The sequence below is a fragment of the Acholeplasma hippikon genome, from assembly GCF_900660755.1.
GTDB classification, from domain to species: Bacteria; Bacillota_I; Bacilli_A; order Acholeplasmatales; family Acholeplasmataceae; genus Acholeplasma; species Acholeplasma hippikon.
In genome coordinates, this window is record NZ_LR215050.1 from 671,754 (window position 1) to 694,950 (window position 23,197).

A 23,197-nucleotide genomic window follows, 5' to 3' on the forward strand; every position below is an offset into this window, starting at 1 on the left:
ATGCAAGGACGAAAATGCAAAGTTTCCGCGGTACCACCTTATTTCCACGATATCAATCGTGGCACTCTAAGTAACCTTTATCGCAGGTTATACGGACTTATTGGATTAAGTCAGCTCCAAGGTGGTAACAATAATCATTAATTAGTAAGCTCTCACCATTCTTACTTCGCTTGGGTCGATTATTATCGTGTCCTTTTCAACGCTTCTACTATATTTTACTCTAAATCAGTATTTATTCAATAGGTTTTTCATATTTTTCGGTAAATTCAACAGGAATTGTTAAATCTAAAATTCTTTGCATAATTCTAGCTGATTTCATACTTCCTGAATCAGATTCGACTTCTAAGAATGTCGCTAATTGTCGAAGTGTTAAATTACTTGCAATAAACACTGGCAAGTTCGCATTTAATCGATACTGTAAGATTGGTAATAAAATCTCATCTCTAAACCAAGGTGATAAATATTCTCCACCTAAATCATCTAAGATTAAAACACTTGTTCGCTTTAGAATATTCATTTTTGATTCTAAAGTTTGTGTGTTCATTGATCCTTTGATTGCTCTTGCTAAATCTGGAATGAATGCGAAAACAACATCAATATTTTTTGAAACTAATTCGTTTGCTAATGCACTTAATAAAAAACTTTTACCTGTGCGATAAGGCCCGTGTAAGAATAAACCTTTCTTAAACTTAGGATAAAGTTCAATAAATTCTTTCATATAATCAATTGCTTTTTCATAATTATCATTAAGAATCGTTACATCATCAAATTTCGCTTTAGAAATATAAACATCAGATTCAAAAGTTTCTAAATTACGTTTTAACTTAGCTCGTTTTTCTTCTAATAATTTTTCTTTTGTCGGCACATAATCTATATGTAAAAATGGTTTTAATCTTAAACGAGGACGAACTCCTTTAAGCGAGTTATCATCACGCTGTAAAATATACTGATACGCAATTAATAATTCTTCTTCATTGAGTTGTAAATCTTTGGTGTCTTTATCTTCACTGACGATTTTTTTAACCTCATTCATATCCATATTTTATAGCCCCTTTATATTATTTAGTTCATCTAAGTAAGATTGAATCCATTCAGGATTTAAATTTTTCTTAGACTTGCTAGTTGATTTAGAACTTGATTCTTTTTCTTTATTTTGTGCATCATTGTTTAAGACTAATCGGTAAGCATCTTCAGTTGTACGTATTCCCATCTTCATCCAAGTTTCTAATACTTTTTCTAGGTAGTTAATATGTGGTAGTTCGCCTTCTTTATGTTTTAAGATGTGTAGAAGTAAGGCGTTAATCACACCAACTTCAACTTGGTTTCTATCAAGTAGTTGCATCACTGTATCTGAGTGCATACTTTGATAGTCCCCCTTACCGTATTTGGCAACAATTTGTAGTGGACTCATCTTCTTTAATGAAATGATTGCTTCCATCTCTTCATTTTGATCTTTAGTTTCAGCAACAACCATATCATCTTTCTTATGGTCTTCATAGTAGCTTTGTGCCTTGAATGCTAAGTTACCTAAATCTAAACGGCCATTTGCATCAGCAGTTAGTTTATAAACTTCTGCCATTTCTTCTGCGCTAAACCCATAAACAAATACTAACTTTTGAATGGTATCTTGTGTATGATGCGCCATTAAAATTGGTTTTTTTAATCTATCTGGTAGTAATTCAATAAACTTTTCATAATCAAGTTGCTTACTAATTTTTGCACCACGATTATTGTTTTTGCCAAGATAAGTCTTATTATCGTGATGATTTTCAGTACTTACAAAGTTAAAGACATCATCAAAGTTTTTTGTTACTTGTTTATATTCGCTTAGATCAATTTTTTCTACTCTAAAGACATCTGTTAATTGACCAAACATTTTAGGTCCAACTTCAGTTTTCAAGAATTGACCTAAGACTGTATCTTTAATGAACCCTCTTGGTGATAGTGGACTTTTTAATTGGTAAATGATATGTTCATTTAACTCATAAGTATCCAAAAGGGAAATTGCTTCTAATTTGTCTTTTGCTGCTTTTAGCTTATCAATCTTTTCTCCTAATAAATCAACTAAAAATTGATGTTGGAAAGTTTCAGATTGATAATTTTTTTGATTAAGTAAATGATATAAGGTATGGTATAAGCTAAATCCAAGCGTCCCAATAATTGGCTGATATAATAGCCCTAAGACTTTCCACTCATCACTTGATAGTGCAGATTGAGTTATTACTGAGAATGTTTGTTTAAGCTTCATTTTTCTACCTCTTTAAAATTTTAATAAATAATTGTCTATGCTTTTATATAGGTCTTTTAAAGTGCCCTTATTATTTATAACATAAGTTGCTAACTTTTTCTTACCTTCCAACGACATTTGGTTATTTATTCTTAAGTTTGCTTCCATTTCACTTAAATTGTTACGTTTCATTAGACGATCTAATTGTATTTTTTTAGGTACATAGACTAAAAGTGATTCATCATAATTTTTATATTTGGTTTCAAATAAAAGTGGAATATCTAAGAATAATAAATGTTCATAGTTATTGATAATTTCATCATCTAAGTACTTAAAGACTAAAGGATGAATGATTTTTTCTAATTTCTTCTTATTTTTCTTATCGTTAAAGATAATTGATGCTAATTTTTCTTTATCTAAATCGTTATCTTTAAAACTATCAAATTTTTTGGCAATCATTAATCTAAAGTCCTTATCTAAATAAAGATTTCTTACAAATAAATCACTGTCTAAAACTTTAAATCCTTTTTTGATTAAATAATTAGAAACTGTAGACTTACCAGAGGCAATACCACCAGTAAGTGCGATAACGTGCGATTTTTGACATGTTGGACAAAAATATGTGCCGCGTCCTTTTAGTTGAATCTTTATGATTTTATCACCACAGTGCTTGCAATAGTGTCCTGCTTTACCATGGACATTTAGTTCTTGTTGAAACTCTCCTTTGTGTCCTAAAGACTCAAATGTGTCAATCGTTGTACCACCTAATTCGATTGCTCTATTTAAAACTTTAATTGAATTTTCTAATAAAGTTTGTGCCTCTTGGTAATTGATTAAAAAACCTTTTTTAGCTGGGTGAATTCGACTTAAATAAAGAATTTCATTGGCATATATATTACCAATACCACCCACAATACTTTGATCTAAAAGTATTTCTTTAATCGTTTTATTTTTAGACTGAATTGCTTGATAAAATGTTTCTAAATCTAAGTTTTGTGGATCTAGTGCTAATTTTTTGTGATTGTTTAAATAAGTATCTTTAAAACTAACATCCACTAATTCAAAACGACCAAACTTACGTGTATCATGATAACTTAGCTTATGCCCACTTTCAAAGTAAAACTCTACATGGGTATGTTTATCATGGTCTTTATCCATGAAGTACTTTCCTTCCATTCTTAGGTGACTAATCATCATATAGTCATCTAAAATGAATTTTAAATATTTTCCTTCACGGTCGATTCGTTTAATTGTTTGTCCGATTAACTTTTCTTCAAAATCCATCATATTGGATACAATTGGACGATAAAAAACTTTAACGTCTTTAATCGTTTCACCTTTTAATACGGTTTCTAAATTGCGTCTGATAGATTCTACTTCAGGAAGTTCTGGCATACGATACCTCTTATAGATCGTACCAAGTCTTACCAGTGTCACATGAAGTGTCTAAATTCACTTTTAGTTTCACTGCTTCTTTCATAATTTTTGGTACCATTATTTTCATTTCTTCTAATTCTTCTAAAACTGTATCTAAGATCAATTCATCGTGTACTTGTAAAATCAGTTTAGACTTTTTATTATTTTCTTTCAAGTACTTGTATAAATTAATCATGGCAACTTTAATAATATCAGCTGCTGAACCTTGAACTGGTGCATTTAATGCTGTACGTTTACCAAACTCACGTAATTGGAAAACTTTACTTTCTAGTTCAGGAATATAACGACGTCGCTTCATAATTGTTTCAACATAGCCGTGTTTTTTAGCAAATTCAACGATATCAGTCATATACTGTTTAATCTCAGGGTAAACCTCTAAATAACGTTGAATGAACGCTTCTGCCTCTTTAACTGTTACATTAATATCTTCTGATAAACTCCAAGCACCAATACCATAGATAATTCCAAAGTTAACTGCTTTGGCTTTTCTTCTTTGTTCGCTATCGACAGTTTCAACATGGAATACTTTTTTAGCTGTTGATGTATGAATATCTTCTCCATGTAAGAATGCTTCTTGAAGATTCTTTACATCAGCCATATCAGCTAACACACGTAATTCAATTTGTGAGTAGTCAGCTCCTAATAAATAATTACCTGGTTTAGGAACAAATATTTTACGAATTAATCTGCCTTCTTCTGTGCGTGTAGGAATATTTTGCAGATTTGGTTCTAGACTTGATAATCTACCTGTTAAAGTCAGTGCTTGATTAAAGATTGTATGCACCTTCCCATCTTTAAAGATTGATTCTTTAATACCAATTAAATATGTTGAATAAAGCTTAGTTAATTGGCGATACTCCATTACTTTAGGTATGATTGGATGTCTATCATATAAATAAGTTAAAACTTCAACATCGGTTGAATAACCTGTCTTTGTTTTCTTTCCATTTGGTAAACCTAATGTTTCAAATAATACATCACCTAATTGTTTGGGTGAATCGATATTAAAGTTTTTACCTGCTAAGTCAATAATTTCGTCTTTCAATACTTTAATTCTTGATTCTAAATTTTTAGTTTGATTTAAAAGTTCTTCTTGATCAACTAATAAACCTTCAAACTCCATCTCAGCAATCACCTTAGAAAGTGGTAATTCAATTTCATTTAAAAGATGCAGTTGTTCACGTTCTTTTAAGATTTCAAGTGTCTTATCCATGAGTTCCACAATAACAAATGCTTTCTTGCTGATATGGTTCTCATAGTCACTCACGATTAATGGTAATGCCTTTTTCGCACCCTTACCATAGATTTCTTCATCATATGATAAGTGTTGGATATCAAATAATTGAGCAATATTGGTAAAATCCTCTTTCCCAATACTTGATTTAATAATGTATGCCGCAAGTAATAAATCATAAGTTACATTTTCAATTGATAAGCCATGATGCATTAAATAAACTAATACACCTTTAAAGTTATAAGTAAACTTCTTATAATTTGGGTTACTTAAATAAGTTTTTAAAGCATCTGATTCATCAAATAATTCCTTACTTACAAAGTAACTCTTTATACCATCTGATAAACCAATCCCCCAAAGCGTTGCCTTATGATAATTAAAATCTGAAAACTCAAAGTAAACTGATAAGTCTTTATTTAAGATTTCAGTTAACTTTTCCTCAGTTTCAATTGCCTCATAGTTATACTCGAAATTTTTAGGTTCTGCTTTAATATCTGATTTTTTTCTTGTTTGAATTACTAATTGTTTAAGTTCTAAACGTTTATAGAAGTTGATTAATTCTTCTTCCATCACATCATTTACTAAAGTATCTTCAACACCAAATGGTAGTGGTGCATCTGTATCAATGGTTGATAATTCTTTAGAGAAGATTGCACTTTCGGCATGTTCTCTAATTTTCTCACCTAATTTACCAGTGATTTCTTCTTTCTTTTCAATGATTGTTTCTAAATTTTTATATTTTTGCAGGAGTGTTACCGCCGTTTTTTCACCTACTCCAGGAACACCTGGAATATTATCTGATTGATCACCCATTAACGCTTTTAAGTCAACGAATTGTTCATGTGTTAATCCGTATCTTTCTAGTAGGGTTTCTGGTGTGTAGTCTTCAACAACCTTCATTCCTGACTTTAACATATGAACGGTAATCTTTTCATCAACTAATTGTAAAAGGTCTCTATCTGATGAATATACATCAACTTCATAACCAGCTTTTGCTGCACGCTTAGCAAGTGTTCCGATGATATCATCAGCTTCATAGCCTTCAAATGAGAATTCTTTAATTCCTAAATATTTAATTAATTCATGAATGAGTGGAATTTGACTTGCAAGTTCCTCAGGCATTGCCTTTCTTCCAGCTTTATAACCTTCATAAGCTAAATGACGTTTTGTTGGTTTACCTGTATCAAAGGCAATAAGCATATGGCCATTACCCACTTCAATAATCTTTTCTAGCATATTTGCAAAAGCAAAAACAGCATTGGTATAAATGCCTGTTGATGTCTGTAAAATCTTAGCCCCTGGGTAAGCGGTTGCGTAATATGCTCTAAACAGTAGTGAGTTACCATCTACAAGTGTAAGTTTTTTCATATATCCACCCTCTTTGTATGTTATTTTAACATACATATTTTCATATTTTTTCCACAATATTTGTGGATAAAATAACAGTAACCCTGCTTTTGCAAGATTACTGTCTACGCATTATTTAAAATCTAAAGCCACCACGGTTCTTTCCTTTACCTTTTTTGGCCTTCATAGGCTGTGGTTGGAAAGCACTTGGATTTTTGCTCATTCTTTCTAATTGATTTTCATCCATATTCGCGAACTTCTTCATCATTTGTTTTTGTTGTACTAATGATTCGCGAAGACGATTGACATCAGCAACTTGAACCCCTGCACCTTTGGCAATTCTTTCACGACGACGTGAAGACTTATCAATTAATTCAGGATATTTTCTTTCTTCTTCAGTCATTGAGTTAATGATGACACTGATGATATCGAATTGTTTTTCATCTACATTACTTAACGCATCTTTCATTTTTCCTAATCCAGGAATAAATCCTAAAATTTTAGAAATTGAACCCATACGCTTAATCATCTTGAATTGTTTTTGTAAATCAAGATAGTTGTATGAATCACTCATCATTTTTTCCATCATATTTTTAGCTTCTTCTTCATCAATGTTTGATGTTACTTCTTCAATTAAAGTAAGCATATCGCCCATACCTAAGATACGAGAAGCCATACGGTCTGGATGGAATGCTTCTAATGTATCCATCTTTTCACCGTTAGATGTAAATTTAATTGGAATTTGAGAGATTTCTCTAATTGATAAAGCTGCACCACCTCGTGTGTCACCATCCATCTTTGTTAAGATGACACCAGTTGCACCAATTTGATCATGAAATGATTTGGCAACGTTTGCTGCTTCTTGACCCATCATCGCATCTACTGTTAGTAAAACATCGTTTGGTTGTGCTAATTCTTTAACATCTTTTAATTCTTGCATCATGTCTTCATCAATTGTTAAGCGACCTGCTGTATCAATGATGACAACATCATAATTATTTTCTTTGGCATAAGCTAAACCGTTTTTCACAATGACTCTTGCATCTTTAATACCTTCATCATAAACGTGAATACCTAAACTCTTACCAATTGTTTTTAATTGATCAATTGCGGCTGGACGATAAACGTCAGCAGCAATAAACATCACATTTTTTTTATCTTTTTTTCTAATCCAAAGTCCAAGTTTACCAATTGCAGTTGTTTTACCACTACCTTGTAAACCAATTGTCATAATCTTGGTTAATCCGGATGTTGCGTAAACTAAACCAACAGATTCTTCACCCATGATACGTTTTAACTCATCATGAACGACTTTAACAACTTGTTGTCCAGGATTTAACCCTTTAAGAATTTTTTCTCCTAAAGCTTGTTCTTTGACATTATTTGTAAATTGTTTAACGATTTTAAAGTTAACGTCTGCTTCTAATAAACTTAAGCGGACTTCACGCATCATTTCGTCAATATCTTTTTCAGTTAGTGCTGCACGCCCTGTTGTACGGCGTACAAACATCTGTAAGCGATCTGATAACGAGTTTTTCATTATTCATCCAACTTCCTTAATTCTGTAATGTATTTTAAATCTTTTGTTGCCTCAAATTTATCTAGTAGTTCTTTTCTTCTTGTTGATAACTTTACTAAGTTTAATTTTTCTTCAAACTCATATAAATGTTTTTCAGCAATCTTTAATTGATCATGAACCGCATTTCTTGAAACGCCTTTTTCATCTGCAATTTCAAAAAGAGATAAATCATATTGATAGTAACTTACAAAGTATTCTTGTTGTTTATCTGTTAATAAAGAACCGTAATAACTAAATAATTCATTTAGATATTCATTTTTATCAATTTGTTCCATTAGAAGAATCCTTTGAATAGGTTATAAATATAGTTTTCAATATCAAATGGTACTAAATCATCAATTTTTTCACCTAGTCCAACATATTTAATTGGCAGATTATATAAATGTCTAATTGCTAAGACAATACCACCTTTAGCAGTGCCATCAAGTTTTGTTAAAACAATTCCTGATAGATCAGTTGCTTCATTAAATACGTGCGCTTGATTCATACCGTTTTGACCAGTTGTTGCATCAATGACGAGTAATGTTTCTTGCGGACTATCTGGTAACAACTTTTGAATGACACGTTTCATTTTTGATAATTCATTCATTAAGTTGACTTTATTTTGTAGTCTGCCTGCTGTATCAACTAATACTAAGTCATATTTTTTATTAACTGCATCAATTAATGCATCATGAATGACACTTGATGGGTCAACGCCAGCTTCTTTTTTATAAAAATCAACACCAGCACGTTTACTCCATACTTCTAGTTGTTCAATGGCACCGGCTCTAAATGTATCGCCTGCAACCATTAATACTTTCTTACCTAAATCTTTATATTGTTTAGCAAGTTTTCCAATTGTTGTTGTTTTACCAACACCATTGACACCAACAAATAAGTAAACGTTTGTTTTATTTTCATCAAATCTTAATGTGGTATCAACAAACTCACCCTTTAAATAAATTTCAAATAATTTATCAACGATTAATTCACTTAATTGATTTGGTGTTTCAAATCCTTGTTTTTCAACTTCTTTTCTTAATTCATTCGTGAAGAATAAAACTGTATCTACACCAATATCAGCTGAAATTAATAAATCTTCAATCGAATCAAATAAATCATCATCAATTGAATCAGATTCATCAAGTAATTTTTTTAAGTTATCAAAAGATGATTTACTCTTATGTAAACCCATTTGATATTTATCATTTTTTGGTTTCTTTTTAAAAAGATTAGCAAAGAATCCCATGTAATTTCAACTCCCTTACGTTCACTTGTTTATTATAACATGTAAGGGCTTTTAAAGTAAGACTGAAGTTTAAAAAAAGCCCTTTTTTAATCTTGCTAGTGAAGAAAAAAGGTAACCACTAGTGGTTACCAATTTATTTTTTAAAGCGAATTCATGAAATCTAGTAATTTATAGTAATCTGGATGTTTACTCATTTCATCTAAGTATTCTACATAAATTACTTTTCTATCTTTATCTAAAACAAACACAGAACGTGCTAATAAGCGCATTTCTTCAATTAAAACACCATACTTTTTAGCAAAATCTAAGTTCTTATAATCACTTAATGTTGTGATTGATAATCCCGCAGCTCCACACCATCTTTTTTGTGCAAATGGTAAGTCATTTGAAATTGTTAAAACATCAACCTGTTCAAATCCTGCTAAAGATTCATTAATTTTTCTTGTTTGAATATCACAAACTGACGTATCGAGTGACGGAACAACATTTAATAAAACATAAGGTTTCTTAAAGTCGCTTAATTTCACGTCTTTTAAATCATTTCCTGTTACTGTAAAGTCTAATGCTTGATCACCAACTTTTAAAACAGTACCAGATACCGTAATGGGATTTCCCTTCATTGTTTTCATTTATAATTCCCTCCTACTTCTATTATAAGAGAAATTATACAATAAATAACTATCTTTTTGCTCTAATCATGTCAAAAGGACTAACTTTGAATGGAATATACACTTTTAAGTGCTCTTTAGCTTTAGAAGCACGGTTGATTTGTTCACCTTTTGAATCAAACATTAAAGTATTTATGAAGAATCTTTCATCTTCTTTTGGACTAAACACTTCTAATTGTTCACCTGTTAAGAAAACATTCTTTGTTTCTACTGTTGCCATTTTTGTTTCTTCGTTATAATCAATAACCATGCCAACAAAGTTTTGCATCACTTTTTCACTGCGTTTTTCAAATAATTGTTGTTCGTGAGTTGGTAAACCATTGAAGAACCCAATTGAAGCTTCTCTGTTTTCAGCCTTATCTAATGCATCTTCATATTTTTGATAATCTTTGATCATATGCGTTTCTGTATACTCATCAATAATCTTACGATACGTATTCACAACGGTTGCAATATAGTGTAAAGATTTCATTCTACCTTCAATCTTTAAACTTGAAACACCAATATCAACTAAGCTTGTGATTTGTTCAACCGCTGATAAATCTTTACTTGACATACTAAATGGAACTTCTTCTAACTTTTCGCCATTTTTATTTTCTAAATCAAAGAACCAACGGCATGTATGTGCACAACCACCACGGTTTGCATCACGATTTGTTAAATGATTTGATAAAGAACAACGGCCAGAATAACCCGCACACATACCACCATGGATAAATACTTCAATTTCAATATCAACATTGTCCATGATATGTTTAATTTCGCCTAACGTTAAGTCACGTGCTAAAACAACACGCGTTGAACCTTTTTCTTTCCAATATTGAACCGTTTCAACATTCATCGCTGATTGTTGTGTAGAGATATGTACTTCTAAATTTGTATTTTTTAAGGCAGTATCAATGATGTATGGACTAGCAGCAATAATCGCATCCACTCCACAACTTTCTAAATCTTTTAAATAAGGTAATAAGTCATTCATATCATCATGATGCGGAATGACGTTTGTCGTTACATAAACCTTTTTACCTCTTGCATGTGCAAACTCACAAGCTTCTTTAATATCTTCAATTGTAAAGTTTGAAGCATTTGCACGTAAACTAAATTGTTTACCACCAATAAAAACTGCATCTGCACCATATAAAATTGCTATTTTTAATTTTTCTAAATCTCCTGCTGGAGCTAATAATTCAACCATTTTATTCACCCTTAATCATTGTCTTTTCGCTTAAGAAACCATCATGCCATGTTTCTTCATATTTATCCATGATTGCTTTGGCATCTGCTAAAGACTTATGATCCTTATAAAGTGGAACTACATCTAAAACATATTCATCTGATTGGAATAAAGTGTCAATAACAAAATAATCCAGTAAGGAACTTAATTCATCCATATGCGCTAAGCTAGACATTACATATCCTCTAAACACATAAGTACCTGCTTCATCTTGGAATACAGGATAGCGTTCATTTTCACGTTTAGGTTCTTTTAATCTTAAATCATCACGTTTTTCATAGATATGATCTTTTTTCATGTGATCAGCATATAAATTTAAGATCTGGCGTTTCGAATAAAACATTGACATATGGCCATGACCAAACATAAATAATTTTATTTCTTTTCTTAATCCAATTTCTTTAATATCTTTTGCTGTAATTTCTTTTGAGGCAAACGCACCTAAGATACCATCTTGTTTTAAATAATTAAAGTCAAAATAATTCGTTAATAGCGTTTCCGGGTTATAAACAAACTTATCTTTAATACCGTGTTTTTTAAAGATTTGAAGTAATCCAATATCAGCACACATAAATCCTGTGATTTTATTTAAATCTAATGTGCTTAAGAATGCATCAATATGATTTAATTCACTATTGGTATACATTCTATTAAATTGAATGAATACTTCCTTTTCTAATTTATTTATTTTCTCAATAACATCAACGATATAACCTTTTAGGTCTAAAGTTAAATGTTTTGAGAAATCACTTTGTCCAATTAAAAACCCGTCAACTTTAGTACTAAATTGTTCTAAATGATTTAAATCATGTATTGTAGTTAAAATTTTCATATCAAACATTCCTTTATTTTTAAGTCCAAACCTCATTTTATAAAATATACAAATTGAAGTCAAAGAAAGTTATAAAAGAAAATTTAGGGGTGTGGTAAATTGTCGTAATTTAGTTATTTATAGTATAAATAAAAAAAAGCGACCCCGGCACTAAAGGCGCCGGGGTCATTAAAGGGGATTTGTGTACAAAGTACACTAATAGGGGATAAGTAGCACCCAATTTCGTTGAGTGCACGTTTATTCTACTACTACGTTTTTTCAATGTAAAGTTTTGCAACTTACTATGTTTTTTTTAACATTTTTATTCGACAATCTCTTACAATTTAGGTTCAATATGCTTACATTTCGGGAAATTAGAGCATCCATAGAACTCACCGTACTTAGATTTTCTAATGACTAACTTAGAACCACATACTGGACAAATCTTATCTGTTACAACCGCTTCAACCTTTGCCATATCTTTTTTAGCGATTTCTAATTGCGGAATGAAGTTAGTATAGAAGGTTTTTAATAACTCTTTACTTGATACATTGCCTTCACTAATTTGGTCTAAGCGTTTTTCCATACGTGAAGTATATTCAACATCCATAATATTTTTAAAGAATTTCTTTAATTCATCTACAGTTAAGATACCTTGTTTTGTAGGATAGAATTTCTTTTCTTTAACTTCAACATAATCTCTGCTCTTTAAGGTATTAATAATACTTGCATAGGTACTTGGACGACCAATACCTTTACTTTCAAGTTCTTTAATTAAACTTGCTTCTGTATATCTTGCAGGTGGTGTTGTGAATTTTTCAATTGCTTCAACTTTATCTGCATTTAATTCTTGATTAAGTTCAAACTTAGGTAAGATCTTATTTTTTGGTAAATCAGATAATACTTTTAAGTAACCATCAAAGACTAAAACACTACCATCTAACTCATATAAATTGCCATTTGCATTTAAAGTTACTTTTGTAGAGTTAAAAATAGCTGGTGCCATTAATGAGGCAACTGCTCTTTCATAAATCTTTTTATATACTTTATATTCATCTTTTGTTAAGAATGATTCGACTGATTGTGGTGTACGATTGATATCTGTTGGACGAATTGCTTCGTGAGCGTCTTGTGCTGAATCACTCTTGTTGGTGCGATAAGTACCTACATATTTTTTACCATAAGTTGTTTCAATAAAGTGTTTAGCTGGTCCTACAAACTCTTGACTTAAACGGTCTGAATCTGTACGCATGTAAGTAATTAAACCGACTAATTCGCCGTTAATTTCAATACCTTCATATAATTTTTGAGCAACACTCATCACACGTTGTGAAGTCATCCCTAATGAGTTAATGGCTTCTTGTTGTAATGTTGATGTAATTAAAGGTGCTTTAGGATTACGTTTTGTTTCTTTTTCATCAACACTTGATACGATGAATGGATTTGTAGATGTTTCAACAATTTTATTTGCATCATCTGTTTTAATCATTACATCTTTTGGAATGATATAATCCGCTTTCAAGTCACCAAAATATGCATGAATTGTGTGGTATTGTTCAGGTATGAATGCTTCAATTTCTTTTTCTAAATCACAGATTAATCTTAAGGCAACGCTTTGTACACGTCCTGCTGATTGGCTCTTGATTTTGTTTTTTAATAATCCTGATAATTTAAACCCGATGATACGGTCTAAAATCCTTCTTGTTTCTTGTGAATTAACTAAGTTCAAATCAATTGTTCTTGGGTGATTAATCGCCTCTTTAATTGCAGGCTTTGTAATTTCACGGAAGATAATTCTATTCTTCTCAGTTAAATCTAACCCTAAGACTTGTGCTAAGTGCCAAGCAATTGCTTCTCCTTCGCGGTCGGGGTCGGTTGCAAGAAATACTTCTTTACCTTTTGTTTTCTTTTTTAAATCATTTACTAATGCGGTTTTACCAGAAATTGTTTTGTAATCCGGTTCAAAATCGTTCTCAACGTTTACGCCAAGACCATCTTTACCCGAGGTTGCAAGATCTCTAATATGGCCAACTGATGATAAGACTGTCACTTCATCATCAAAGTAACTTGATATCGTTTTACTTTTCGCAGGTGACTCAACAATAATTACACGTTTAGACATATCAAAAACCTCCCAATAATTAATATTTTTCTATTACATTATAATCACATGAAAATCTTTGTCAACTATATAATTTTCAAGATTTTCTCTTATATATAATACATATATATAAAAAATATTTTTAGAAAAAAGAAAAATAAAACCATGATTTCACACGGTTTTACTCTTCAAATAAACTCAGTTGTTTGACCATACTATTTTTCACAGGCTGATAACTTAATCTGTGAATTGGTGTTGGTCCATATTTCATGAGTGCTTCTAAGTGTTTTTTCGTTCCATAACCTTGATTATTTTTAAAATCATATTCTGGATAAATCTCATCATATTTAGCCATTAATTCATCACGTGTGACTTTTGCAATAATGCTTGCTGCTGAAATTGATTGGCTAATGGCATCACCATGAACGATTGATTCATGAGGAATACTGCCAATATCCATACAATCAGTTAATGCAAAATCAATTTTCACACCTAAATTATAAATGGCTTCAATCATTGCATATCTACTTGCTTCTAGAATATTAATCTCATCAATCTTTTGATTATCAACAATACTAATACCTATATATAAAGCATGTTCTTCAATATACTTTTTATATTGTTCACGTTTTTTCTTACTTAATTGTTTAGAGTCGTTAATTTCTGGGTGATTAAAGTCTTTAGGTAAAACGACCGCAGCAGCAACTACTGGTCCTGCCAAAGGTCCTCTACCAGCCTCATCTACACCACATACAATGTCATATCCTTTTTCCCAAAGGGCTTTTTCTTTAGCTAAGTTGGCGTGCATCGAAACTTAAACTTCCTAAATTTCTAGAACGGATGTCTGTTAATAAGATTGAATAGACTCTATCATAGTCAGTTTCCCCACCTTTAGATAGGGCACCACGTACTTTACCAATATGATCTAGAATTTCAACAAATTCTAATGATTGAGCATCTTCAATCTCATAACGTTCTTTTAATCTTTGTGGATAAAACTCTTTTAAATAATCAACTGCATAATGACATACTTCATCAATTGGTAAGGTATCATCTTTAATTGCACCTGTAATAGCAAGTGCATAACCTACATTCGGATCTTCAAACTTCGGCCATAATACACCCGGTGTATCAAGTAGTTCAAAATCTGGATTGACTTTAATCCATTGTTGAGATTTTGTAACCCCTGGTTTATTACCAACAACAGCTACTTTTTTATTAACTAACTGGTTGATTAATGTTGATTTACCAACGTTTGGAATTCCTAAAATCATGCCACGCATAATCTTAAAGTTCATGCCTTTAGCATTTGCTCTTTCAATCTTTTCTTTTAAGATTTCCTTACTTCTTGAATAAATCTTATTTACATTAAATCCATTTTGACTATTAATCTGTAAAGTATAAAAACCTTTTTCTTCATAATAGTTTACCCAACGTTCTAGTGAACGTTTATCTGCTAAGTCTACTTTATTAAATAATAATAAGGTAGGCTTATGCTCAACAATCTTTAAAATCTCTGGATTCATTGAGCTATACGGTAATCGTGCATCAATCAAAAGATACACAATATCCATTAATTTAATTTTTTCTTTTATTTCCCTAAGGGACTTAAACATATGCCCTGGGAACCATTGTACCTGTTTCAAATAATCCCTGCTTCTTTTAATATATTTTCTAATTCATGGTATGTAACTAAAACTTCACGAGCTTTTGTTCCTTGTGTTTCTGAAACAATACCATATTGTTCTAATAAAGTAACAATTCTTTGTGCACGGTTAAAACCTAAACCAAATTGTTTAGTAATACCATTGATTGAACAGTTACCTTCCTCAACGACATAATAAGCAACATCCTTAAATAAGTCGTCATTAATTACTTCTTTTGATTCCACTTTATTTTTTAAGTCTTCATGACGAAGAAGATATTGTGGACCTTGTTGATTCTTAATAAAATCAATCACACCATCAATTTCATGATCTGAGATAAATGCACCTTGTAAGCGAATTGGACGTTCTGCTTCTTTTAATAGCATGTCCCCTCGACCTAAAAGTTGTTCTGCTCCAGCACCATCTAAAATCGTTGTTGAGTCTGTGAATGATGCGACTCTAAATGCAATACGTGTTGGAATATTTGACTTAATCGTACCGCGAACAACATCAACCGTTGGTCTTTGTGTTGCAACTAATAAATGGATACCAGCTGCACGCGCTTTTTGTGTAATTCTTTGAATTGCATCTTCAACATCATTTGCTGAAACCATCATAAGGTCAGCCAACTCATCAATAACAATCACAATATAAGGCATTTTTTCATCATCAACAAAACCTTTTTTAACATTTTCATTATATGATTTTAAATCCCTTGCACGCGCATTTGCGAATTTTCTATAACGGTTTTCCATTTCTTCAACAACCCAATTTAAGGCAGTCGCTGCCATTTTAGGGTCTGTAATCACTGGTGTGATTAAGTGTGGTAAATCATTATATGGTGTAAGTTCAACCATCTTAGGGTCAACTAAAATTAATTTTAAGTCTTCTGGTTTATTCTTTAGTAATAAAGAAATTAAGATGGTATTCACACACACAGATTTACCAGAGTTTGTAGCACCAGCAATTAATCCATGTGGCATTTTTGCAATATCGACATAAATGTTTTTACCATCAATGTCTTCACCTAAGGCAACTTTTAATGGATGGTCATGATCATTTAAGAAGTCTTCAGAATCAACTACATTACCAAACGAAACAATATCCGTCTTGAAGTTTGGTACTTCAATACCAACAAATGGTTTACCTGGAATTGGTGCTTCAATACGCAGTGACTTCGCAGCTAAGTTCATCATGATATTGTCATGAATACCTGTTACACGTTTAACGGGTACTCCTGGCTCTAACGAAATTTCATGACGTGTAACTGTTGGTCCTTTTTTAGAGTTTGCAACAACGCCTTCAACAGCGTGGTCAGCGAATGTTCTATTAATCATTTCAATTTGATCAAGTAGCCATTGTGGTTTTTCATCTCTGTTACGAGAGGTTTTATTTAATAAAGTTACTGGAGGTAATTGATAATACTTATTTTCATATGATGCTGTAACTTTTGGTTTTTCAACTATCTTTTCAATTTTCTTTTCACTATAGTCTTCTGTTAAGAAGTTAGCTTTTACAGTAACACCGGACTTCATACGTTCATGTGTTTCAATCTTTACATCAGATTCTTCTGGTTCCATTGAAACACTTCGTGGTCTCATCCATGGTGGTAAAACATTTTCATCCACTGTTGGTTTAACTTTCACTTCCTCAACAATAGGTTTAACTTCTTCTTTAAAGTCACTTACCTTAGACTCTGTTTCTTTCTTTTCGTAAGAATCAATGCCAAAGATTTGTTTTCTAGTTTCTTTATTAATTAAAGAATCACTAAATTCGTAATATTTATTACCTTTTTCTTTTTCAATTCTTTCATCATCCATAAGTGGCTTCGTTCTAAAGGCATCATATTTTTTAACTTTATCTCCAATCACATGCACAACAAAAGGAACGTGGATTTCATCTTTAACATCCGCGCCAAATAAAGGAGAGACGAAACGTTCTTTTTCATATTTATGATAACCTCTAATGCCTTCAATTTTAGGGATTTGAGGAATATGGAAAACTTCTTCGATTACTTTTTCTTGCTTTAATTTATTTTTCTTCAAGTTTATTTTCCTCCTTTATCTCTTTTTCAATAGCTTGATAAAGTTCATTTACGCCACCATCAACTTCGCGTTCTTCATTAAATACTTTCTTAGAATAAATCTTATAAGTTTCTTCACCTGTTAAACTAATAACTACTAAGCCCAATTTTAAAATAACTGCATTCGTTACATTATCAATAACAACTTTTCTAAACCAATAAACTGGGTTAACCGCATTTAATACAGTCATCGTATTTTTAAATACTTTTGTTAAATGTAATTTATTTGATGTTTTAACAATTGGATTATTATCAATCTTTTCTTTAGTTTCATTCAAAGTCATTAACTGGCGAAGTGTAATTCCTCTAAATAATTTTAAGAAAGGTTTATTCATGATTTCTTTAAAACGATCAGAAATATATTTTAATAAATCTAACGTTTCATCAATCGTTAACTCTAAATATGGATATTTACTTCTCGGATAAAATTTAGTCGCAATATCATTTGATAATTCAGTAGATATTTGAATTAAATATTTACCAAATCCAACTTCATCACGTTTCTCTTTATTTTTAAATGCTTCGTGTGCATCCTTAATCAGCCATTCAATTTCTTTCTCATCAATATCTGCTTCTTGAACTGCTTTTCTTTTTGGTTTATGAAGAGGTTGCAAGACAGAGATTGCGTACCAAAGAGATAAAACGATAAAACAAAAGAAAATGCCTGATAAAAACGCAATCAGCACACCTACGTCAATTGATATATTCCCTATATTCCAAGTCATATCTTATCCACATCCTTATTAATTAATTATACTATAATTAACGAGAAATCTTTCCTATAAACTTGTTTAAAAGACCTAACTATGCGATAATTAGGATAACGACGAATAAAAAGGATGGCATTTATGGAAAAACATTTAATCGCCTTAGATTTAGATGGGACACTATTAAATAGTAACTCAGAAATTTCTAATTTTACAAAATCAGTTTTAGAAAGGCTTCAGTCATTAGGGCACTTTGTGTGTATTTCTACTGGTCGCCCCTACCACTCAAGTATTCAATACTATAAAGAATTAAATTTAGATAGTCCTCTGATTACAGATAATGGTGGCAATATAAGAGAACCCAATAACCCCAATTTTAAAACTTTTGTTGATGGTATCCCACTAGAAGCTGCACATGACTTATTTAATTTTACAAAAGATCATCTTGTATCAGCATTTTATAGTTATGATGAATACGTTTATGCTTATAAATATTTAGATCGATTACATAAAATTTTCATGGGTAGTGAAAAAGCTAAATTAGTACATGCAGACTTTGATAAGTTATCTCATACACCAACAGGTATGATTTACTTAGTTGATGTAAGTTTTAAAGAACAATTTGAAAGCTATATTAATACGGTTTTATTTGATACATGCAATTACCGCGTTTGGGGACAAGACTCAAAACATGTAATTTATGAAATCTATAAAAAGGGTACATCTAAACTATCTGGTATTAAATGGTGCTGTGATTATTATGACATTAATTTTAAAAACACAATCGCATTTGGTGACGGCTTAAATGACATTGAATTGATTGAAGGCGTCGCGTTAGGGGTTGCGATGCCAAATGGCGTTGATGAAGTTAAAAAAGTCGCTAAACGCATTGCATCGTTTGATAACGATCATGATGGGGTAGCAAAATTCTTAATCGAATACTTTAACTTATAAAAGAGCTTAATTGTGAAATAGTAAGATGTTAGTAGACACAAAAAACTACTAGCATCTTTTTTTGTATAATTTATTTATCAGGAGGAACAATTAATGGGAAGACCTAAAGGTGTTAAGAATAAAACTGAATCACGTTACTGGAGTAAAGAAGCAAAATATGAATATGTTAAGCTGGTTCTATCGGGTGAATATAGTGCCATAGAACTAGGAAGAAAAAATAATGTATCTTATGGAATGATATCAAACTGGATTAGAAAATATAATGAAGGTGGAATAGAGGCATTAGAGAATAAAAGAAAACCAGGAAATCCACTAACTAAATTCAGTCGTAAGAAAAAACTCTCAGAATTAGAACAACTTCAATATGAAAATATGAAATTAAGAATAGAGAATGAACGTTTAAAAAAAGGATACACAACCGAGGAGGTGATGGAAATAAAATTAAAAAGACAATCCAAAGTGAATACGAAATCATAGATTTATTAAGTAAAGAAATGAATATTGAAAGCTTATGTCTATATATGAGTGTATCGCGTTCTGGATATTATAAATGGGTAAAAAGAAAAGGTATCATAAACAGATACCAAGCAAATAGATTATGGTTAATAGAAGAAATTAAAGAAACTTATGTTAAACATAAGATATGGGGATATAAACATAGAGCATCGTATATTAGAAATAAAACAAATCGATACTTTTCAGATCTTTTATGTCATAAGTGTTGTAAGTTATTAGGTATTCGTTCAAAAGCAAGAATAAAGCGACACAAGGCTGGAAAAGAACATGAGATTTATCCAAATTTACTACATGACTTTGATGCAAGTCGTCCATTTGAGAAAGTATGTACAGATACAACAATACTCACTCATAAAAGTGGTAAATATGACTGGAATCTATATATTGATTTATTCGATAATACAATTATAGCCTACGATATAAGACGCAGTAATTATGGTTTAAGTCCAATAAATCATTATAATGCTGCAAAAAACTTTATAGATGAAAAAGAAAAAAGAGGATATATGAACCTTGACACGATTGTGCACTCTGATCAAGGAGCAATATATACCTCAAGAGGCTTCAACTCTTTATTTAATCATACCATAAAAAGATCAATGTCGAGAATAGCAACCCCTACAGATAATCCAATTGTTGAATCACTTAATGGTTGGATTAAAGACGAACTTAAATATGAGTATGATTTTTATCATAGTGATAAACCATTAGAAATTATTAAAAAGTATGTAGCATATTTTAATAATGAAAGACTCGCATACTCATTAAAATATAAAACCCCAATACAGTATAGAACTGAATTAGGGTTTAGATAATTTTTTATGTCTACAAAGTATTGACTACTTCATAATTGCTCTTTTTATTTTTTTAAAAAAGAAAAGGCCCTTTGGCCTTTAATCTAATATATTCATTCTGCTTCTAACTTTTTCTTCATTAAAACCTTTAGAAATTAAATAACGATATAACTTTTCTTGTTTCTTTTGGTAACTTTGTTCTTTACTATATTTTTTTAATCCAATCGCAAACTCTTTATCTAGTGCTTTTGATTCATCATAACTTGATAAAGCATTTTCAATTAAATCACTATCAAAGTCATAGTAATGTAATTTTTCTTGTAGTTTTAAATAACTATACCCTTTACGTTTTAGACTATTAATCATTTGGTAATCATTAATTAAATGATCTTTTTTTAAGCGTTTGATGAATTCATAGGTATTGTCCATACCTTGTTCATTTAAGTACTTAATCATTTGATTTTCTGATTTACCATAAGATGCATAACGTACAGCCTTATCATAAAGTTTGTTTAATTCCATTTCTTTTTCAAAGATTGATATATCACTAATTTCTTTATTTGGGACTAAACGATACTTTACAACTGTATCTTCATCTACAATTAATTTGAAAAAATTATCAAAAGTAATTTGATAGTTCTTCTTTAGTTTTTTAATTTCTATTATTTTCATGAAATTTCATCTCTATGGAATCCAAGTCCTAGCACTTCTTTTGTGTTTAAAATCAGTGTGAAAGCACCTGGGTCTACATCTAAAATAATATCTTTTAATTCGTATAGCTCTTGGCGTGTAACTGTTGTAATAACCATTTCTTTTTCTTTATTTGAATATCCACCAGTTACTTTAGCACGTGTAATACCTCGGTCAATATCTTTAAAGATACGATCCTTTATTTCTTCTGCAAAATCGGTAATTATTAAAATTGCAAATGCACTTCTTCCAATAACTGAAATCTTTTCAATCATCAGGGTCATCATTAACATCGATAGGATTGCAAATAATCCACTTTGTAGATTAAGTGCCATACCTAATAAAATAATGAGTCCATCTGTGAAATACATAGTGACTGTAAATGGAAGTCGTAAGTATTTATGAATTAATTTTTGATAAACATCCATACCACCAGTTGTTGCACCTGTACGTAATACAATGGCTAATCCCAATCCAACTAAAACACCACCAGCGATTGCCCCAACTAAAAGTTGGTAATGTGTATCGATTTGATTCATGACGAGTAAGTCAGGAATTTCAAGTAACTCCATGGCTGAAACGATGATTGGTCCTAAAATTGTTGCGTAAGCTGTTTTCATAAAGAAATCCTTACCCAAGAAGATTAATCCAATGATTAAAGATAGGACGTTTAAAATTAAATAAGCTGTCCCTACAGTTAAAGGTATGAAAGATTCGATGAGTAAAACAACCCCCATCATCCCACCAATAATTAAATTGAGTGGTTGTAAGAAGAAATAAAAACCAAGATTAATAATCAGTACACCCAGTGTGATTAACATGTAGGCTACTAGCTTTTTCTTATTCATAACTCTTTCCTTTTAAATATGCATTAATAAAGCCATCGATATCTCCATCCATGACAGATTGGATATTACCTACTTCGTAGTTTGTACGATGGTCTTTGACAAGTTGATATGGTTGGAAGACATATGATCTAATTTGATTACCCCAACCAATATCTGATTTTTCACCTTTTAAGGCATTAATTTCATTTTGTTTTGCTTCTAATTCTCTTTGCATTAACTTAGATTTTAAGATATTCATCGCAGCTTCTCTATTTTTTAATTGGCTGCGTTCGTTTTGCATACTAATCACAATACCTGTAGGTATATGCGTTAAACGAACCGCTGAATAAGTTGTATTAACTGATTGTCCACCCGCTCCACTTGATTGGAAGGTATCAATTCTTAAATCTTCGTCTTTAATTTCAATTTCTACATCATCACTGAACTCTGGTGCCACATCGCATGAAACAAACGATGTATGGCGACGCTTATTCGAGTCGAATGGAGAAATACGGACCAAACGATGTACCCCACGTTCTGCTTTTAAATATCCATATGCATATGGACCGCTGATGCGCATGGTTACAGATTTAACCCCAGCTTCTTCACCTGGAAGATAATCTAGAATTTCCACTTTAAATCCTCTTAATTGAGCATAACGTTGATACATTCTCATGAGCATGCTACACCAGTCCATAGACTCTGTACCACCTGCTCCTGGATGTAATTCTAAGATTGCATTATTTTCATCATAAGGTTCATTTAGTAGAATTTCTACTTCAAAATCTCCTAATTTATGCGTTAAATCTTTAATTTCCGCTTCTAAAATTTCCCAAGTTTCCGTACCTTCTTCAGCTTCTAAAAACCATACTTTAATGTCTTTAAATTGATTTTTTAAACTTTGATAAGTTTGTTTTTTTGCTGTTAATTGGTTAGCTTCTTGAGTTAATTTTTTCGCTTTTTTTGTGTCATTCCAAAAGTTTGGATTCGCCATTTCTTCACCTAACACATGAAGACGCTCATTTAGAGCGTCAAAGTTAAGTGCTTTTTCTAAGTCATTAAGGCTAGTCTCAAAGCTTTCAATTGTTCTATTTACTTCATATCTTTCCAT

General features: G+C 31.2%; 21 protein-coding genes. 3 read left to right on the forward strand and 18 right to left on the reverse strand.

Annotation, left to right across the window (positions count from 1 at the left end; translation table 11 throughout):
- Window positions 1-232: 232 nt before the first annotated feature.
- The 15 genes from EXC59_RS03275 to EXC59_RS03345 form a co-directional block, all read right to left on the reverse strand.
- Window positions 233-1,039: an ATP-binding protein gene (locus tag EXC59_RS03275; protein ID WP_035369196.1), complete on the reverse strand. Its 807-nt coding sequence runs from the start codon at window positions 1,037-1,039 to the stop codon at window positions 233-235.
- 3 nt (window positions 1,040-1,042) lie between these two features.
- Window positions 1,043-2,248 carry a DnaD domain protein gene (locus tag EXC59_RS03280; protein ID WP_035369193.1) on the reverse strand — a complete coding sequence of 402 codons (1,206 nt, stop codon included), beginning with the start codon at window positions 2,246-2,248 and terminating at the stop codon, window positions 1,043-1,045.
- A gap of 12 nt (window positions 2,249-2,260) precedes the next feature.
- Window positions 2,261-3,622, reverse strand: coding sequence for a DNA-formamidopyrimidine glycosylase (gene mutM, locus EXC59_RS03285; RefSeq protein ID WP_051659014.1), 1,362 nt, complete (start codon window positions 3,620-3,622; stop codon window positions 2,261-2,263).
- 10 nt (window positions 3,623-3,632) lie between these two features.
- On the reverse strand, window positions 3,633-6,266 hold the full coding sequence (gene polA, locus EXC59_RS03290) for a DNA polymerase I (RefSeq protein WP_035369191.1): 2,634 nt from the start codon (window positions 6,264-6,266) through the stop codon (window positions 3,633-3,635).
- Window positions 6,267-6,381: 115 nt separating this feature from the next.
- Window positions 6,382-7,788 (reverse strand): signal recognition particle protein, encoded by a 1,407-nt coding sequence (ffh, locus tag EXC59_RS03295; protein ID WP_162849188.1) that lies wholly within the window; start codon window positions 7,786-7,788, stop codon window positions 6,382-6,384.
- The gene (gene ylxM, locus EXC59_RS03300; RefSeq protein WP_035369187.1) at window positions 7,785-8,099 is read right to left on the reverse strand and encodes a YlxM family DNA-binding protein; all 315 of its coding nucleotides are present in this window, start codon (window positions 8,097-8,099) and stop codon (window positions 7,785-7,787) included. Before ylxM ends, ffh begins: the two co-directional genes overlap by 4 nt.
- Window positions 8,099-9,055, reverse strand: a complete 957-nt coding sequence (ftsY, locus tag EXC59_RS03305) for a signal recognition particle-docking protein FtsY (protein ID WP_035369185.1) — start codon at window positions 9,053-9,055, stop codon at window positions 8,099-8,101. Before ftsY ends, ylxM begins: the two co-directional genes overlap by 1 nt.
- Window positions 9,056-9,195: 140 nt before the next feature.
- Complete coding sequence (tpx, locus tag EXC59_RS03310; protein ID WP_035369183.1) at window positions 9,196-9,684, reverse strand: thiol peroxidase; 489 nt, start codon at window positions 9,682-9,684, stop codon at window positions 9,196-9,198.
- Between the two features lie 49 nt (window positions 9,685-9,733).
- Window positions 9,734-10,918 carry a peptidase U32 family protein gene (locus tag EXC59_RS03315; protein ID WP_051659013.1) on the reverse strand — a complete coding sequence of 395 codons (1,185 nt, stop codon included), beginning with the start codon at window positions 10,916-10,918 and terminating at the stop codon, window positions 9,734-9,736.
- Between the two features lies 1 nt (window position 10,919).
- Window positions 10,920-11,789: a peptidase U32 family protein gene (locus EXC59_RS03320; protein WP_035369179.1), complete on the reverse strand. Its 870-nt coding sequence runs from the start codon at window positions 11,787-11,789 to the stop codon at window positions 10,920-10,922.
- 316 nt (window positions 11,790-12,105) lie between these two features.
- Window positions 12,106-13,890, reverse strand: coding sequence for a type I DNA topoisomerase (gene topA, locus EXC59_RS03325; RefSeq protein ID WP_035369177.1), 1,785 nt, complete (start codon window positions 13,888-13,890; stop codon window positions 12,106-12,108).
- A 160-nt stretch (window positions 13,891-14,050) separates the two neighbouring features.
- Window positions 14,051-14,677 carry a ribonuclease HII gene (locus tag EXC59_RS03330; protein ID WP_035369174.1) on the reverse strand — a complete coding sequence of 209 codons (627 nt, stop codon included), beginning with the start codon at window positions 14,675-14,677 and terminating at the stop codon, window positions 14,051-14,053.
- Complete coding sequence (gene ylqF / locus EXC59_RS03335) at window positions 14,658-15,485, reverse strand: ribosome biogenesis GTPase YlqF (protein ID WP_035369172.1); 828 nt, start codon at window positions 15,483-15,485, stop codon at window positions 14,658-14,660. The genes EXC59_RS03330 and ylqF overlap by 20 nt, the downstream gene beginning before the upstream one ends.
- Before the next feature lie 26 nt (window positions 15,486-15,511).
- Window positions 15,512-17,560, reverse strand: a complete 2,049-nt coding sequence (locus tag EXC59_RS03340) for a DNA translocase FtsK (RefSeq protein WP_162163995.1) — start codon at window positions 17,558-17,560, stop codon at window positions 15,512-15,514.
- Window positions 17,547-18,323, reverse strand: a complete 777-nt coding sequence (locus EXC59_RS03345; protein ID WP_035369170.1) for a hypothetical protein — start codon at window positions 18,321-18,323, stop codon at window positions 17,547-17,549. Before EXC59_RS03345 ends, EXC59_RS03340 begins: the two co-directional genes overlap by 14 nt.
- A 123-nt stretch (window positions 18,324-18,446) precedes the next feature.
- Between EXC59_RS03345 and EXC59_RS03350 the strand changes: the two genes are divergently transcribed.
- The 3 genes from EXC59_RS03350 to EXC59_RS03360 all read left to right on the forward strand — a co-directional run bounded on the left by EXC59_RS03350 (window position 18,447) and on the right by EXC59_RS03360 (window position 20,590).
- Window positions 18,447-19,259, forward strand: a complete 813-nt coding sequence (locus tag EXC59_RS03350) for a Cof-type HAD-IIB family hydrolase (RefSeq protein WP_035369168.1) — start codon at window positions 18,447-18,449, stop codon at window positions 19,257-19,259.
- Window positions 19,260-19,352: 93 nt separating this feature from the next.
- The gene (locus EXC59_RS03355) at window positions 19,353-19,736 is read left to right on the forward strand and encodes a helix-turn-helix domain-containing protein (RefSeq protein ID WP_129614240.1); all 384 of its coding nucleotides are present in this window, start codon (window positions 19,353-19,355) and stop codon (window positions 19,734-19,736) included.
- Between the two features lie 17 nt (window positions 19,737-19,753).
- The gene (locus EXC59_RS03360; RefSeq protein ID WP_129614239.1) at window positions 19,754-20,590 is read left to right on the forward strand and encodes an integrase core domain-containing protein; all 837 of its coding nucleotides are present in this window, start codon (window positions 19,754-19,756) and stop codon (window positions 20,588-20,590) included.
- Between the two features lie 78 nt (window positions 20,591-20,668).
- Here the strand turns inward: EXC59_RS03360 and EXC59_RS03365 are convergent, their stop codons facing one another.
- The 3 genes from EXC59_RS03365 to prfB are packed head-to-tail and all read right to left on the reverse strand — an operon-like array spanning window position 20,669 to window position 23,197.
- Entirely contained in the window at window positions 20,669-21,241 is a 573-nt protein-coding gene (locus tag EXC59_RS03365) for a regulatory protein RecX (protein WP_035368157.1), read from the reverse strand.
- A complete protein-coding gene (locus tag EXC59_RS03370) occupies window positions 21,238-22,107 on the reverse strand; it encodes a YitT family protein (RefSeq protein ID WP_162163866.1) in 870 nt (289 codons plus the stop codon). The genes EXC59_RS03365 and EXC59_RS03370 overlap by 4 nt, the downstream gene beginning before the upstream one ends.
- A complete protein-coding gene (gene prfB, locus EXC59_RS03375; protein WP_035368161.1) occupies window positions 22,100-23,197 on the reverse strand; it encodes a peptide chain release factor 2 in 1,098 nt (365 codons plus the stop codon). Before prfB ends, EXC59_RS03370 begins: the two co-directional genes overlap by 8 nt.

Excerpts from the sequence above, each read along its gene's own strand:
- EXC59_RS03275 (WP_035369196.1), bottom strand. The coding sequence starts at position 1,039 with ATGGATATGAATGAGGTTAAAAAAATCGTCAGTGAAGATAAAGACACC.
- EXC59_RS03280 (WP_035369193.1), bottom strand. The coding sequence starts at position 2,248 with ATGAAGCTTAAACAAACATTCTCAGTAATAACTCAATCTGCACTATCA.
- mutM (WP_051659014.1), bottom strand. The coding sequence starts at position 3,622 with ATGCCAGAACTTCCTGAAGTAGAATCTATCAGACGCAATTTAGAAACC.
- polA (WP_035369191.1), bottom strand. The coding sequence starts at position 6,266 with ATGAAAAAACTTACACTTGTAGATGGTAACTCACTACTGTTTAGAGCA.
- ylxM (WP_035369187.1), bottom strand. The coding sequence starts at position 8,099 with ATGGAACAAATTGATAAAAATGAATATCTAAATGAATTATTTAGTTAT.
- ftsY (WP_035369185.1), bottom strand. The coding sequence starts at position 9,055 with ATGGGATTCTTTGCTAATCTTTTTAAAAAGAAACCAAAAAATGATAAA.
- tpx (WP_035369183.1), bottom strand. The coding sequence starts at position 9,684 with ATGAAAACAATGAAGGGAAATCCCATTACGGTATCTGGTACTGTTTTA.
- EXC59_RS03315 (WP_051659013.1), bottom strand. The coding sequence starts at position 10,918 with ATGGTTGAATTATTAGCTCCAGCAGGAGATTTAGAAAAATTAAAAATA.
- EXC59_RS03320 (WP_035369179.1), bottom strand. The coding sequence starts at position 11,789 with ATGAAAATTTTAACTACAATACATGATTTAAATCATTTAGAACAATTT.
- topA (WP_035369177.1), bottom strand. The coding sequence starts at position 13,890 with ATGTCTAAACGTGTAATTATTGTTGAGTCACCTGCGAAAAGTAAAACG.
- EXC59_RS03330 (WP_035369174.1), bottom strand. The coding sequence starts at position 14,677 with ATGCACGCCAACTTAGCTAAAGAAAAAGCCCTTTGGGAAAAAGGATAT.
- ylqF (WP_035369172.1), bottom strand. The coding sequence starts at position 15,485 with ATGTTTAAGTCCCTTAGGGAAATAAAAGAAAAAATTAAATTAATGGAT.
- EXC59_RS03345 (WP_035369170.1), bottom strand. The coding sequence starts at position 18,323 with ATGACTTGGAATATAGGGAATATATCAATTGACGTAGGTGTGCTGATT.
- EXC59_RS03350 (WP_035369168.1), top strand. The coding sequence starts at position 18,447 with ATGGAAAAACATTTAATCGCCTTAGATTTAGATGGGACACTATTAAAT.
- EXC59_RS03355 (WP_129614240.1), top strand. The coding sequence starts at position 19,353 with ATGGGAAGACCTAAAGGTGTTAAGAATAAAACTGAATCACGTTACTGG.
- EXC59_RS03360 (WP_129614239.1), top strand. The coding sequence starts at position 19,754 with ATGAATATTGAAAGCTTATGTCTATATATGAGTGTATCGCGTTCTGGA.
- EXC59_RS03365 (WP_035368157.1), bottom strand. The coding sequence starts at position 21,241 with ATGAAAATAATAGAAATTAAAAAACTAAAGAAGAACTATCAAATTACT.
- EXC59_RS03370 (WP_162163866.1), bottom strand. The coding sequence starts at position 22,107 with ATGAATAAGAAAAAGCTAGTAGCCTACATGTTAATCACACTGGGTGTA.
- prfB (WP_035368161.1), bottom strand. The coding sequence starts at position 23,197 with ATGGAAAGATATGAAGTAAATAGAACAATTGAAAGCTTTGAGACTAGC.